Below are 13,548 nucleotides of genomic sequence, written 5' to 3'. Positions count from 1 at the left end.
AATCGCGCTGGCTACGTCGTACACCTTCTGCCATGGAGCGCTCCTGAAAATAAGGGCAAAGGTGTAAACCTTATTCAGGACGGGACACAGGCATGAAAAAGGCCGGCAAATGCCGGCCTTTTTCGTTCCTGCCGAACCTCAGCTCGGCACCACCTGCACCATGCGCGGCGGCTGCGCCAGCTCGACGCCAACCGCGTTGAGGCTGTCACGTACCGTTTCGTTGAGCTTGAAGATCACGCCCCAGTAGTCGGCGTTGGACGTCCACAGGCGCAGCGACAGGTTGATCGAGGTATCGCCCAGGGACGAAACCACCACCACCGGCTCCGGATCCTTGTGCACACGCGGGTCCTGGGCCAGCTTCAGCAGCACATCGCGGGCCTTGGAGAGGTCGGTGGAGTAGTCCACTTTCACGTCATACAGGACCTGGCGATTCGCCTGCTTGGAGTAGTTGGTGATGACGCCGTTGGACAGACTGCCGTTGGGCATGATCACGGTCTTGTTGTCGCCGGTGCGCAGCACAGTGTGGAAGATCTGGATGTGGTCGACCGTGCCGGAAACGCCCTGCGCTTCGATGAAGTCACCGACCTTGAACGGGCGGAACAGCAGGATCAGCACACCCCCCGCGAAGTTGGCCAGGCTGCCCTGCAGCGCCAGGCCGATGGCCAGGCCCGCCGCACCGATGGCGGCAACGAAGGACGTGGTCGATATACCGATCATGGACGCCACGCTGACCAGCAACAGCACCTTCAGGATGATGTTGGCCAGGCTGCCGATGAACCCCTGCAACGTACGGTCGACGCGGCGGTGCTGCATCAGCGTTCCGACCCGGCCGGTCAGCAGATTGATCAGCCACCAGCCGATCAGCAGGGTGAGCAGAGCCAGGAACAGCTTGCCGCTGTACTCCAGCACTACGGGCAACCAGGCCTGGGATACCTTCACCAGTTCGTCGACGTTCATCTCCATGGGTACTCTCCCGCACTATTTCAGCGATGCAAAAAACCAGGCCGCCATGGACAAGCCATGGCAGCGACGGTTCAAAGGACTTCAGTTTTGCGACGCGATTCGGCCGCGAAGGTTCCGCTCAGTCGCGGAAGTTGTTGAATTGCAGGGGCATGCCGAATTCCTTGGCACGCAGGGCGGCGATGGCTTCCTGCAGGTCATCGCGCTTCTTGCCGGTGACCCGCACCTGCTCACCCTGGATCGCGGCCTGGACCTTGAGTTTGCTTTCCTTGATGTGGGCGACGATCTTTTTCGCCAGCTCCTTGTCGATACCTTCACGCAGCACCGCTTCCTGCTTCACGACCTTGCCGGACGGGTAGGCATCCTTGAGCTCGAGGCACTGGACATCGATCTTGCGCTTGACCAGGGCCATGCGGAGGATTTCCAGCATCTGCTCCAGCTGGAAATCGGCATCGGCCGTCAGGGTGACCGTCAGCTCCTTGAACTCGAAACTGCCCTTGCCGCGCAGGTCGTAGCGGCGATCGAGCTCCTTCATGGCGTTGTCGACGGCGTTAGTGACTTCGTGTTTGTCCAGTTCGGACACCACGTCGAACGAGGGCATGGGATTCCTCCAGATAGACGGCGCGATCTACTTCACGGATATGAGCGCGCCTGGCTTGACGGTTAAAAATGCGCACTCATTATAACCGAGCGACAAGCCGCCTTCTGGAGACCTTCCCCAGCAGTCCGAAACCGGCAGAACGGTAGGGCGACAAGGCAACCCGAACGAGGCTTGATATCATAACGCCATATACCGCTATTCCACTCCCCTTGCGAGCCTGCCACATGCCCAACCCTCATCTCAGTATCCTGGTGGTGGACGATGCCAAGTTTTCCAGCGCCATGATCGGCCGAGCCCTCAGTCAGGCCGGTTACCAGGATCTGCGATTCGCCAGCAGCGCCAGCGAAGCCCTGCAGCTGCTGGAGTCCAAGCCCGCCAACGTCATCCTCGCCGACTGGCTGATGCCCGAGATCGACGGTCTCGAATTGACCGCCCGCGTGCGTCAGCTGGATGAAATGACCGATCACTACAGCTACATCATCCTGCTCACGGGCAAGGAAGGTGAGAACGTCCTCGGCGAAGCCTTCGATCGCGGCGTGGACGATTTCATCAGCAAGGCGGCGATGAGCGAGCAGCTGGTCCCCCGGGTCTACGCGGCTGATCGCCTGTGCAACACCCTGCAGCGCCTGTTGCAGGAGAACCGCCTGCTGACCCAGAACATCGCCAGCCTGGAACAGCGCAACCTGGTGGACTCTCTCACCGGCCTCGGCAACCCGCGCTACCTGCGCCAGAAGCTCGCTGACAGCCTGCGCCAGGTGGAATCCCGGGGCGGCGCCATGTGCTACCTGCTGATCGGCCTGCTGGATGCTCCGCAGCTGCGCCAACAGTACGGCGAATCCTTCTACAACGAGCTGCTGCACGGCGTCGCTCGGCGCCTGCAGCAGTTGGTGCGCCCGCTGGACGTCCTGACGCGTGTGGACGACAGCCATTTCGGCCTGATCACCCTGCTCGAAGACCTCCACGAATGCTCGCCGAGCAGTTTCCGTCGCCTGCATGAAGGCCTGAACCTGAAGGCCTTCAAGACCAGCGAGGGCTTCATCACCCTCAAGGCTGGCATCACCCTCGTCGGCCTCGATACCAAGGCCCTGCCACTGGACGTCGAGGAGCTTCTGGAAAAAGCCAGCGCGATGCTCCCTGAGGCCTACGCCAGCGGCCGCGTCACCGCCTTGCGCCTGCCACAACCATGACCTGGCACATTCTCGGCGCGGGCAGCCTGGGCAGCCTCTGGGCCGCCCGCCTTGCGCGCGCCGGGAAGCCGGTACGGTTGATCCTGCGCGATCGCGCGCGACTGCAAGCCTACGAAGCGGCCGGTGGCCTGACCCTGGTCGAGCAGGGCCAGGCACAGCAGTACGCCATCCCGGCCGAGCTGCCCAGCAAGGCCGGACCGATCAGCCGCCTTCTGGTCGCCTGCAAGGCCTACGACGCCGAAGCAGCGGTCCAGCCGTTGCTGCCGCATCTGGCACCTGGCGCCGAACTCATCCTGCTGCAGAACGGCCTGGGCAGCCAGGACGCCGTGGCCCTGCGCCTGCCCCACGCCCGCTGCATACTCGCCTCCAGCACCGAAGGCGCCTTTCGCGAAGCGGACTTCCGCGTGGTCTTTGCCGGCCACGGTTTCACCTGGCTGGGCGATCCGCTGCAGCCTGCCGCCCCCGCCTGGCTGGATGAGCTGGAACATGCGGGAATTCCCCATGGCTGGACACCCGACATCCTTTCGCGTCTCTGGCGCAAGCTTGCGCTCAACTGCGCCATCAACCCCCTTACCGTGCTTTACGACTGCCGCAATGGCGGGCTCGCCGAGCACCCGGCGGAAGTCGGCGTGCTCTGCCTCGAGCTGGCAGAGTTGCTGCGCCGCTGCGGCCAGCCGGACGCCGCCGAAGGCCTGCACGAGGAAGTGCAACGCGTGATCCAGGCCACCGCGGCGAACTACTCGTCCATGTACCAGGACGTCGCAAACGGCCGCCGCACCGAGATCAGCTACCTGCTCGGCCACGCCTGCACCACCGCCGCTCGCCACCGAATCAGCCTGCCGCATCTGGCCAGCCTGCACGCGCGCCTCAGGGCCCATCTGGAAAAGCGCGGATTGCCCGTCACCTGACCCCGCGCTAGGCTCTGTTCGAAAAGCCATCGAGCGACAATCAGGTGTTCGTGCAAAGCCCACCCCAGCCTCGGATATTTCCTTGACCAATCTGCGTCAGCGCCTAGATAACCTGTCGGTCGGCCGCAAACTGCTCGCCGCATTGCTGGTCTTGCTCGCCACCGTCCTGCTCATCGCCAATCTGGCCTTCATCAGCGCTGCCTACTGGATCTCCCAGGAAAGCGTTGCGCCGCAGGGGCTGGAAACCCTTGGGCGGCTCTTCGCAACCTCAGCGGTTGGGCCGGAAGCACTGTCCTCGGAAGAGAACGCGAAGGCGATGCTGCAGCGTCTGGACAGCTATACGCCGTTGCGGGTCGCGGCCCTCTACGACACCGATGGCCGGCTGCTGGCGCAGTTGCAGCGCGGTGAACAGCTGGATCTGCCACTCAAAGCCGCCGACATACCCACATGGCGGCTGCGAGAGTTCCGCACGTCCTATGTGACCGAACTGCCGATTCCCGGCAAACCCGCCGGCCACCTGCTGCTGGTGGCCTCCAGCGAACTGCCCGGCGTGTTCTATACGGGCACCCTGACCGCGAGCCTGGCCATCCTGGCCTGCAGCGTCCTGCTTTGGCTGCTGGTGGCGAGGCAGATCAGGCGCATGGTCACCCGCCCCATCCGCCGCCTGGAGGAGCTTTCGCGCCAGGTAACTCGCGAGGAGAACTACGCCCTGCGGGCTCCCCGTGGCAATCGCGACGAAATCGGCAGCCTGGCGGATGCCTTCAACACCATGCTCAGTCGCATCGAGGCCCGCGAGCAGCAGCTCAAGCGCGCCCGCGACGATGCCCAGGCGGCCTTCGACCAGGCCCATGAACTGGCCGAGGAAACCCGCCACTCCAACCGCAAGCTGGAGCTCGAAGTCCAGGTGCGCAGCAAGATCGAGAAAAAGCTCACCGGCTTCCAGAACTACCTCAACAGCATCATCGACTCCATGCCGTCGGCGCTCATCGCACTGGACGAGCAGCTCTACGTCACCCAGTGGAACCAGGAGGCCAGCGCGCTCTCCGGCACGCCCATGGACGATGCGCTGAACCAGCCGGTGTTCCTCGCCTTTCCCTCGCTCAAGCCCTTCCTCCCGCAGATCCGCCTGACCGCCGAAAAGCACAAGGTGGAGAAGGTGGAACGGGTGAGTTGGCTGGTCGGCGAGAACGTCCACAACTATGCGCTGACCTTCTACCCGCTGATGGGGGGCACTGGGCGCGGCGTGGTGATCCGCATCGACGACATCACCCAGCGCCTGTCGATGGAAGAGCTGATGGTGCAATCGGAGAAGATGCTCTCGGTGGGCGGCCTGGCCGCCGGCATGGCCCACGAGATCAACAATCCGCTAGGGGCCATCCTGCACAACGTGCAGAACATCCGCAGGCGCATCTCCCCGGAGCTCGATCGCAACCAGGAACAGGCGGCGATCAATGGCCTCAGCCTGACGTCGGTCAACCAGTACCTGGAGGCCCGCGAGGTGCCCAAGCTGCTGGACGACATTCACCAGGCCGGCGCCCGGGCGGCAAAGATCGTCACCCATATGCTCGCCTTCAGCCGACGCAGCAATCGCCAGTTGGCGCCCTGTCAGTTGCCGGTGCTGATCGACCAGGCGCTGGAAATCGCCAGCAACGACTTCGACCTGACGGAAGGGTTCGACTTCAAGGGCCTCAAAATTGTCCGCGAATTCGACCCGGAGCTGGGACCGGTGCCCGGCACGGCCAATGAGCTGGAGCAGGTGTTGCTCAATCTGCTGAAGAACGCCGCGCAGGCCATCCACCTGCGCGAGGACGACGAGGAAGGCCGCATCACGCTGCGCACCCGGCTGTGCCCGCCGTGGGCGGAAATCCAGGTGGAGGACACCGGCATGGGCATCCCCGAGAGCGTGCGCAAGCGCATCTTCGAGCCCTTCTTCACCACCAAGGAAGTCGGCCAGGGCACGGGGCTCGGATTGTCGGTCTCGTATTTCATCATCACCAACAACCACAAGGGGCAGATGGAAGTGCAGTCCAAGCCCGGCCAGGGCACCTGCTTCACCCTGCGCCTGCCGCTGACTTCCGCCGCCACGGAAGCAGGAACCTGAAATGGGCAATCGCCTTTCGAAGATCTACACCCGCACCGGTGACAAGGGCGAAACCGGTCTGTCCAGCGGACGGCGCGTGCCGAAGAACCACCCGCGAATCGAAGCCATAGGCGAGGTCGACACGCTGAACAGCCAACTCGGCCTGCTGCTCGCGGAACTGCTCGAAGCCCTACCGCAATCGCCCGGCTTGAGCGAGGTGATCGAGGTGCTCGCACCCTGCCAGCACCGCCTGTTCGACCTCGGTGGCGAACTGGCGATGCCGGAGTACCAGGTGGTGGAGAAGCCGGAGATCGAGCGACTGGAAGCCGCCATCGACCTCTGGAACGACGAACTCGGGCCATTGAAGAACTTCATTCTTCCCGGCGGCTCCCGTCTGGTGGCCCAGGCCCACATCTGCCGCAGCCAGGCCCGCAGCGCCGAACGCCGCACACAGGCACTGAACGGAGAGGAACCGCTGCGCGAAGAGCTGCTGGCCTACCTCAACCGCCTTTCCGACCTGCTATTCGTCGCCGCGCGCCTGATCGCGCGCCGACAAGGGGTGGATGAGGTGCTTTGGCAGGCGGCAAGCAAGCAGTAACGCCAAAGCTTCGCGAGCAGAGCTCGCTCCTACGGACAGGAGCGAAGATTTGAGAAGGATTTCGAGATGAAGCATTTTCGCGGCAGAGCTCTACGTCACGGCCGGTATTCAGAGACTGGCCGTATCTACCTGCTGACAACCATCACCCACCAGCGCCGCCGATTGTTCGGCGATGTGGCTGGAGGGCGTCTAGTGGTCGAGCAACTACGAGCCGCACAGGAAGCAGGATTGGCCAGGACACTTTGTTGGGTGCTGATGCCGGATCACTTGCACTGGATCGCGCACCTGCAGGCAAGCTCACTGGAGCAACTGATGCAACGTGTGAAGTCGCGAAGCGCCAAGAGCGTGAACTCGTACCTAGGGACAACGGGTCAGGTATGGCAGAAGGGCTACCATGATCGCGCTATACGCTCCGACGAGGATATTCAGCAGTTGGCGCGCTATGTAGTGGCCAACCCTCTGCGCGCCGGACTGGTCCGGCGCGTGGGCGACTATCCACTGTGGGATGCCATTTGGCTATGACGCTTCGTAGGAGCGAGCTCTGCTCGCGAACGTTATCGAGCCTCGATTCTCAAGCCTCCGGCCAGAACGCCCGAATCCCCGCCACGCCCTGGGCACCCGTCTTCCAGGCGCGCTCCAGATCAACAGTGCCGACACCGCCCAACAGATAGGCCGGCTGGTTGAAGCCGCGAAGCAACTCCTCGGCACGCTCCCAACCCAGGGGCTGGGCCTCGGGATGGGTCTGGGTAGCCTGTACCGGCGAGAGGGTGACGAAATCCACCTCCATGGCTGCCGCAAGCTGCAGTTCCTCGATGCTGTGGCAGGACGCCGCCAGCCAGCGCTCGCGCGGGAATGGGCGACCATTGGGGGCGTACTTGCGCAGTTGCTCGGCGGTCAGGTGCCAGCCAGCGGCGGGGAAGTCGCCCAGCCACTCCAGCGGCCCCTTGAGCATGAGCTGTGCCTTACCCGCGCAAAGTCCCTGTACATCTACGGCCAGGTCGCGGTACTGGGCATCGAACATGCGCGGCGCGCGTAACTGCACCAGGCGCACACCACTGGCCAGGGCCGTCTTGAGGCCAGCCAGCAGTGCCTGTGGCTCGATGTCGTCTGGGGTAATCAGGTAGCGGTCCGGTAACCGCGCAGCGGCCACGATCGGCTTGTTGGCGGCAGGGAATTCATAGTCACCCAGCTCTCGCGGTGACGCCCAGACGAGTGGTTGACCTTCGGCGCCATGGGGCTCGCCAGTGAAGGCGCTGACTTCCCAGACATCCAGCAACACGTGCTTATCCGGGTAGTCATGGTGAATCTGGATCAGCGGCCGGGCTGCGCTTACACGGATGCCCAGTTCCTCCTCCAGTTCGCGGGAGAGCGCGGCCTGCACGGCCTCGCCCTCCTCTACCTTGCCGCCGGGAAATTCCCAGAGGCCGCCCTGATGCTTGTCGTCAGGGCGCCTGGCAATCAGTACCCGGCCGTCGGCGCCGCGGATGACTGCGGCGGCAACATGCACTCGTTTCATTCAATGATCTCCGTTTCCTGCAAGGCGGCCTGGTACCAGCGCTGGAAGGCAGGCCACCGGTAAATGGTTTCGACATAGGCCTCGGCATCCGCCGGCAGCTCAACGCCGTAGCTGCGCAGGCGGCAGGCCACGGGTGCGTAGAAGGCATCGGCGATGCTGGCATGGCCGAACAGATAGGGGCCGTCCTGACCGAAGCGCGAGCGGCACTCGGCCCAGATGGCGCAGATGCGGCGAATGTCCTCGGCCACCTCTTCCGGCACCTCGGCCAGGGGCTGATTGCGCTTCATGTCCATCGGCATATGGCTTCGCAGGGGGACGAATCCGCTGTGCATCTCGGCACAGACGGCACGAGCCATGGCGCGGGCGGCCTGACCGAAGGGCCACAGATGCGCCTCGGGGAAGCGTTCGGCGAGATATTCGGCGATGGCCAGGGAATCCCAGATGGCGCCGTCTTCGGACTGCAGCACGGGCACCTTGGCGGTGGGGGAATAGGCGAGCAGGCGCTTGTGGCTGTCCGCCTGGTAGAGCGGGATACGTACTTCGTCGTAAGGCGAGCCGGTCAGCTCCATGGCCAGCCATGCGCGCAGGGACCAGGACGAGTAGTTCTTGTTGCCGATTACCAATATCAGGGACATGTTCAGCTCCTTCTTTCCAGTTCCTCGGGGTGTCGCTGGATCATGAAGAGCGAGTGTGCCCATGGCAAATTCCCGATTTTCATCGGGGGATGAAAATCGGGAATGCGTTCACGATCAACTGACAGACAGTAGATCGTGGAGGGGATATCAGGTGCGGTATTCGGCGTTGATTTTCACGTACTCGTGGGACAGGTCGGTGGTCCAGATGGTCTCACTGCAATCGCCACGGCCGAGCTCGATGCGGATGGTGATTTCCTCGCGGGCCATCACCGCCGCACCCTGTGCCTCGGTGTAGGTGGCGGCACGGCCACCCTGGCTGGCGATGCAGACTTCGCCGAGGAACACGTCGATCTTGCTCACGTCCAGGTTCGGCACGCCGGCGTAGCCCACGGCCGCGAGGATGCGGCCCCAGTTCGGGTCGGATGCGAACAGTGCGGTCTTGATCAGCGGCGAGTGGGCCACCGCGTAGGCCACGTCGAGGCACTCCTGGTGGTTGCCACCACCATTGACCTGGACGGTGACGAACTTGGTCGCGCCTTCGCCGTCGCGCACGATGGCCTGGGCGATTTCCATGAAGACGTCGAACACTGCCTGCTTGAGCTTGGCGAACAGTTCACCGCTGGCCGCAGTGATTTCCGGCAGGGCGGCCTGGCCGGTGGCGATCAGCATGCAGCAGTCGTTGGTGGAAGTGTCGCCGTCGATGGTGATGCGGTTGAACGACTTGTTCGCGGCATCGCGCACCAGGGCATGCAGCACGTCGCGGGTAACCTTGGCGTCGGTGGCGATGTAGCCGAGCATGGTGGCCATATTCGGACGGATCATGCCGGCACCCTTGCTGATGCCGGTGATGGTCACGGTGACGCCGTCGTGCTCGAACTGGCGGCTGGCACCCTTGGGCTGAGTGTCAGTGGTCATGATGCCTTCGGCGGCCTGGGCCCAGTTGTCGACCTTGAGGTCGGCCAGGGCAGCCTCCAGCGCGCCTTCGATCTTCTCGACCGGCAGCGGCTCGCCAATCACGCCCGTGGAGAACGGCAGCACGGCGTCTTCACTGACCCCGGCCAGCTCAGCCAGCCTGGCGCAGGCGCGACGGGCACGGACCAGGCCGTCCGGGCCGGTACCGGCGTTGGCGTTGCCGGTGTTGGTCAGCAGGTAGCGAACTTCGCCATCCACACGCTCACGGGTAACCAGTACCGGGGCGGCGCAGAATGCGTTGGTGGTGGTCACGCCGGCAATGGTCGAACCTTCGGCGCAACGCATCACCACCACGTCCTTGCGTCCGGGGCGCTTGATGCCGGCAGAGGCGATGCCGAGTTCGAAACCGGGTACCGGGTGCAGCGTAGGCAGAGGGCCAAGACCAACAGCCATGGGAAGCGCTCCTTTGTCAGCGGGAGACCGGCTGCGGGCGGCGCAGGCGGCCAGGGATATCAGGAAAAACGCCGCGAGCGGCAGGGCCGGTCGCGGCGTTGTAACTACAGCAGTGCCTTAGTCGATTTGACCGTGGCAGTGCTTGTATTTCTTGCCGGAACCGCAGGGGCACGGCTCGTTGCGGCCAACCTTGGGCTCGGTACGTACCGGGGCGGCGGCAGTGGCAACGGCTACATCACCCTGCTCGTCTGCCAGTTCCGGCTCTTCGATGCTCGGTGCAGCGGCATGCTGGAACTGCATGCGACGGGCCATTTCTTCGGCTTCGCGGCGCAGGCGCGCCTCTTCCTCGGCCGGATCCTCACGACGGACCTGAACGTGGGAGAGGACGCGGATGGTATCGCGCTTGATGGAGTCGAGCAGGTCCTGGAACAGGGTGAAGGACTCGCGCTTGTACTCCTGTTTCGGGTTCTTCTGCGCATAGCCGCGCAGGTGGATGCCGTGGCGCAGGTGGTCCATGGTGGACAGGTGGTCTTTCCACAGGTCGTCCAGCACGCGCAGCAGCATCTGCTTCTCGAAAGCGCGCAGGGCTTCGGCGCCAGCGAGGTCTTCCTTCTCGTTGTAGGCCCCCAGCAGTTGCTCGAGGATCTTCTCGCGAAGGGTCTCTTCGTACAGTTTGTCGTCTTCGTCGAGCCACTGCTGAATCGGCAGTTTGAGGCCGAAATCGCTGTACAGCGCGGCTTCCAGACCGGAAATGTCCCACTGCTCCGGCATCGACTGCGGCGGAATGTGGGCGTCGATGGTGCTGCTGAGCACCTCGTCGCGGAATTCCTTGATGGTGTCGCCGATGTCCTCGGCGGCCAGCAGGCTGTTGCGCATGTGGTAGATCACCTTGCGCTGCTCGTTGGCCACGTCGTCGTATTCGAGGAGCTGTTTGCGAATGTCGAAGTTGCGACCTTCGACCTTGCGCTGGGCCTTCTCGATGGCGTTGGTCACCATGCGGTGCTCGATGGCCTCGCCGGACTGCATGCCGAGGGCCTTCATGAAGTTCTTCACCCGGTCAGAGGCGAAGATGCGCATCAGGTTGTCTTCCAGCGACAGGTAGAAACGGCTGGAACCTGGGTCACCCTGGCGACCGGCACGGCCACGCAGTTGGTTGTCGATACGGCGGGATTCGTGGCGCTCGGACGCGACCACGTGCAGGCCGCCAGCCTCGATCACCTGCTGGTGACGCTTCTGCCATTCAGCCTTGATCTGCGAAACCTGCTCGTCAGTCGGGGCTTCCAGGGCGGCGACTTCAGCTTCCCAGTTGCCGCCGAGGAGGATGTCGGTACCACGACCGGCCATGTTGGTGGCGATGGTCACGGCGCCCGGACGGCCCGCCTGAGCGATGATCTCGGCTTCTTTCTCGTGGTACTTGGCGTTGAGCACCTTGTGCTCGATACCCGCCTTGACCAGCAGTTGGGCGACGTACTCGGAACTCTCGATCGAAGCGGTACCCACCAGCACGGGACGGCCGCTAGCCTGGCAGTCCTTGATGTCGGTGATGATGGCGCTGAACTTCTCTTCCTGGGTCAGGTAGACGAGGTCGTTGAAGTCCTTACGGGCAACAGGGCGGTGAGTCGGGATGACGATCACGTCCAGGCCGTAGATCTGGCGGAACTCGAAGGCCTCGGTGTCGGCGGTACCGGTCATGCCGGACAGCTTCTTGTAGAGGCGGAAGTAGTTCTGGAAGGTGGTGGAGGCCAGGGTCTGGCTCTCCGCCTGGATCGGCAGGTTTTCCTTGGCTTCGATGGCCTGGTGCAGGCCCTCGGACAGGCGACGGCCCGGCATGGTACGGCCGGTGTGCTCGTCGATCAGCAGGACCTGGTCGTTCTGCACGATGTATTCGATGTTGCGGTGGAACAGCGTGTGGGCGCGCAGTCCTGCATAGACGTGGGTCAGCAGGCTGAGGTTGTGCGCCGAGTACAGGCTCTCGCCCTCGGCCAGCAGACCGGCCTCGGTGAGCATTTCCTCGATGAACTGGTGACCCATCTCGTTGAGTTCGACCTGACGGGTCTTCTCGTCGACCGAGTAGTGGCCTTCCTGGGTGACCTGCCCCTCAACCTCTTCGATGTGCTGCTTGAGGCGCGGGATCAGCTTGTTGATCTGGATGTAGAGCTTGGAGCTGTCTTCGGCCTGGCCGGAGATGATCAGCGGGGTGCGCGCTTCGTCGATGAGGATGGAGTCCACTTCGTCGATCACGGAGAAGTTCAGCTCGCGCTGGAACTTGTCGTCCAGGCTGAACGCCATGTTGTCGCGCAGGTAGTCGAAACCGAATTCGTTGTTGGTGCCGTAGGTGATGTCGGAGCCGTAGGCAGCGCGCTTCTCTTCCGGCGGCTGGAAAGGCGTGACGACACCCACGGAGAGGCCGAGGAACTCATACAGCGGACGCATCCAGTTGGCGTCGCGGCGGGCCAGGTAATCGTTCACGGTGACCACGTGCACGCCTTTGCCGGACAGCGCGTTCAGGTACACGGCCAGGGTCCCTACCAGGGTCTTGCCCTCACCGGTACGCATCTCGGCGATCTTGCCTTCATGCAGGGTCATGCCGCCGATCAGCTGGACGTCGAAGTGGCGCATGCCCATGACGCGCTTGCCGGCCTCACGCGCCACGGCGAAGGCTTCCGGCAACAACTGGTCAAGGGTCTCACCCTTGGCCAGACGCGCCTTGAACTCTTCGGTCTTGGCACGCAGCTGGTCATCGGACAGGGCCACCATCTGCTCTTCGAACGCGTTGATAGCCTGCACAGCTTTGGCCATGCGCTTCACTTCGCGTTCGTTCTTGCTTCCAAAGAGTTTCTTCAACAATGGCGCAAACATATAGAGAGGATCTTCCACACATTGAGATGGAGGGCGGCCTGTAGTCGCCCGCGCAGCCGCCATGGCTGCTTGCGAAGGGGGCATTCTACCCGGATTCCTTGCCGAGGAAAGCGGGAGCACTTCTCGGTCGCCGTAGGAGGCTTCCATCGTCCCAGGCCAGGGGTCCGCTGCAAATGCAAAGGCGAGTTGACTGCCAGGACAGCCGAACCGCGCATGAACGCCGAGGCCAAGGGCACCCTCTGTTAATATGGGCGCACCTCCCTACATTCAAGCAGCCCATCATGGCGTTTCGTCCTTTGCCCGCCCGCTCCCCTGCTGCACTGCTGCGTGAGGAAAAACCTCTGCGGGCGCTGTTCAACGAAGCCCAGCGCATCGAGCAACTGCAGCAGCTGCTCGCCAGCCAGTTGCAGCCCGCCGCCCGTGATCACTGCCATGTGGCCGCGTGGCGGGAAGGGCGCCTGCTGCTGATCGTCACCGACGGCCACTGGGCCACGCGGCTGCGCTATCAGCAAACCCGACTGCTGCGACAACTGAAGGGATTCGAAGCTTTTGCTGGCCTGCAGCGGATCGTTTTCAAGGTCCAGCCGAGCTTCACGCCGAGCAGCACGCCAGCGACCGAGGGCCGCCTGTCTTCCACTGCAGCGGAAAGCCTGCAAGCCACCGCGGAGACCGTCACCGATCCACGCCTGCGCGAGGCTCTGGAGCGCCTGGCCCGCCACGGCAAGCGGAAAGATACTTCGGAATAGCGAGTGTCTAGTCCTGAAATAGGTTTACACCTTTCAGGCTAACCTCCAGACCTCAAAACGCCCGATGCACCGCATCGGGCGTTTTGTATTTCA

11 protein-coding genes and 1 pseudogene are annotated in these 13,548 nt (G+C 63.4%); 6 read left to right on the top strand and 6 right to left on the bottom strand.

The annotated features are described in order from the left end of the window. Window positions 1–138: 138 nt before the first annotated feature. Both MnOB_RS16460 and MnOB_RS16455 read right to left on the bottom strand, forming a co-directional pair. Window positions 139–963, bottom strand: coding sequence for a mechanosensitive ion channel family protein (locus tag MnOB_RS16460; protein ID WP_077525303.1), 825 nt, complete (start codon window positions 961–963; stop codon window positions 139–141). Between the two features lie 118 nt (window positions 964–1,081). Further along, window positions 1,082–1,561: a YajQ family cyclic di-GMP-binding protein gene (locus MnOB_RS16455; protein WP_077525302.1), complete on the bottom strand. Its 480-nt coding sequence runs from the start codon at window positions 1,559–1,561 to the stop codon at window positions 1,082–1,084. Window positions 1,562–1,782: 221 nt separating this feature from the next. Between MnOB_RS16455 and MnOB_RS16450 the strand changes: the two are divergent. From MnOB_RS16450 to MnOB_RS16430, 5 genes and pseudogenes are all read left to right on the top strand, one after another. After that, window positions 1,783–2,748, top strand: a pseudogene (locus tag MnOB_RS16450) (GGDEF domain-containing response regulator); the annotation flags it as partial. After that, complete coding sequence (locus tag MnOB_RS16445; RefSeq protein WP_077525300.1) at window positions 2,745–3,656, top strand: putative 2-dehydropantoate 2-reductase; 912 nt, start codon at window positions 2,745–2,747, stop codon at window positions 3,654–3,656. The pseudogene MnOB_RS16450 and the gene MnOB_RS16445, both read left to right, overlap by 4 nt. Window positions 3,657–3,738: 82 nt before the next feature. Continuing rightward, on the top strand, window positions 3,739–5,757 hold the full coding sequence (locus tag MnOB_RS16440; RefSeq protein WP_077525299.1) for a sensor histidine kinase: 2,019 nt from the start codon (window positions 3,739–3,741) through the stop codon (window positions 5,755–5,757). 1 nt (window position 5,758) lies between these two features. After that, window positions 5,759–6,334 carry a cob(I)yrinic acid a,c-diamide adenosyltransferase gene (locus tag MnOB_RS16435; protein WP_077525298.1) on the top strand — a complete coding sequence of 192 codons (576 nt, stop codon included), beginning with the start codon at window positions 5,759–5,761 and terminating at the stop codon, window positions 6,332–6,334. A gap of 66 nt (window positions 6,335–6,400) precedes the next feature. Next, complete coding sequence (locus MnOB_RS16430; protein WP_077525297.1) at window positions 6,401–6,856, top strand: REP-associated tyrosine transposase; 456 nt, start codon at window positions 6,401–6,403, stop codon at window positions 6,854–6,856. A 49-nt stretch (window positions 6,857–6,905) separates the two neighbouring features. Here MnOB_RS16430 and MnOB_RS16425 read toward each other — a convergent pair whose 3' ends face one another. From MnOB_RS16425 to secA, 4 genes are all read right to left on the bottom strand, one after another. After that, window positions 6,906–7,850 (bottom strand): Nudix family hydrolase, encoded by a 945-nt coding sequence (locus MnOB_RS16425; RefSeq protein WP_077525296.1) that lies wholly within the window; start codon window positions 7,848–7,850, stop codon window positions 6,906–6,908. Beyond that, entirely contained in the window at window positions 7,847–8,485 is a 639-nt protein-coding gene (locus MnOB_RS16420) for a glutathione S-transferase family protein (RefSeq protein ID WP_077525295.1), read from the bottom strand. Before MnOB_RS16420 ends, MnOB_RS16425 begins: the two co-directional genes overlap by 4 nt. Before the next feature lie 147 nt (window positions 8,486–8,632). Then, window positions 8,633–9,850, bottom strand: a complete 1,218-nt coding sequence (argJ, locus tag MnOB_RS16415; protein WP_077525294.1) for a bifunctional glutamate N-acetyltransferase/amino-acid acetyltransferase ArgJ — start codon at window positions 9,848–9,850, stop codon at window positions 8,633–8,635. Window positions 9,851–9,967: 117 nt separating this feature from the next. Then, entirely contained in the window at window positions 9,968–12,709 is a 2,742-nt protein-coding gene (gene secA, locus MnOB_RS16410; RefSeq protein WP_077525293.1) for a preprotein translocase subunit SecA, read from the bottom strand. A gap of 281 nt (window positions 12,710–12,990) precedes the next feature. Here secA and MnOB_RS16405 point away from each other — a divergent pair, with 281 nt between their 5' ends. Further along, window positions 12,991–13,455, top strand: a complete 465-nt coding sequence (locus tag MnOB_RS16405; RefSeq protein ID WP_077525292.1) for a DUF721 domain-containing protein — start codon at window positions 12,991–12,993, stop codon at window positions 13,453–13,455. Window positions 13,456–13,548 lie beyond the last annotated feature (93 nt).

The organism is Metapseudomonas resinovorans, from assembly GCF_002003485.1.
Classification (GTDB): domain Bacteria; phylum Pseudomonadota; class Gammaproteobacteria; order Pseudomonadales; family Pseudomonadaceae; genus Metapseudomonas; species Metapseudomonas resinovorans_D.
Note: the sequence above shows the minus strand (reverse complement) of the source record. Positions and strands in the feature narration are given on the sequence as shown.

Bases quoted from the DNA above. Each gene is read 5' to 3' on its own strand.
- MnOB_RS16460 (WP_077525303.1), bottom strand. From the start codon at position 963: ATGGAGATGAACGTCGACGAACTGGTGAAGGTATCCCAGGCCTGGTTG.
- MnOB_RS16455 (WP_077525302.1), bottom strand. From the start codon at position 1,561: ATGCCCTCGTTCGACGTGGTGTCCGAACTGGACAAACACGAAGTCACT.
- MnOB_RS16445 (WP_077525300.1), top strand. From the start codon at position 2,745: ATGACCTGGCACATTCTCGGCGCGGGCAGCCTGGGCAGCCTCTGGGCC.
- MnOB_RS16435 (WP_077525298.1), top strand. From the start codon at position 5,759: ATGGGCAATCGCCTTTCGAAGATCTACACCCGCACCGGTGACAAGGGC.
- MnOB_RS16430 (WP_077525297.1), top strand. From the start codon at position 6,401: ATGAAGCATTTTCGCGGCAGAGCTCTACGTCACGGCCGGTATTCAGAG.
- MnOB_RS16425 (WP_077525296.1), bottom strand. From the start codon at position 7,850: ATGAAACGAGTGCATGTTGCCGCCGCAGTCATCCGCGGCGCCGACGGC.
- MnOB_RS16420 (WP_077525295.1), bottom strand. From the start codon at position 8,485: ATGTCCCTGATATTGGTAATCGGCAACAAGAACTACTCGTCCTGGTCC.
- argJ (WP_077525294.1), bottom strand. From the start codon at position 9,850: ATGGCTGTTGGTCTTGGCCCTCTGCCTACGCTGCACCCGGTACCCGGT.
- secA (WP_077525293.1), bottom strand. From the start codon at position 12,709: ATGTTTGCGCCATTGTTGAAGAAACTCTTTGGAAGCAAGAACGAACGC.
- MnOB_RS16405 (WP_077525292.1), top strand. From the start codon at position 12,991: ATGGCGTTTCGTCCTTTGCCCGCCCGCTCCCCTGCTGCACTGCTGCGT.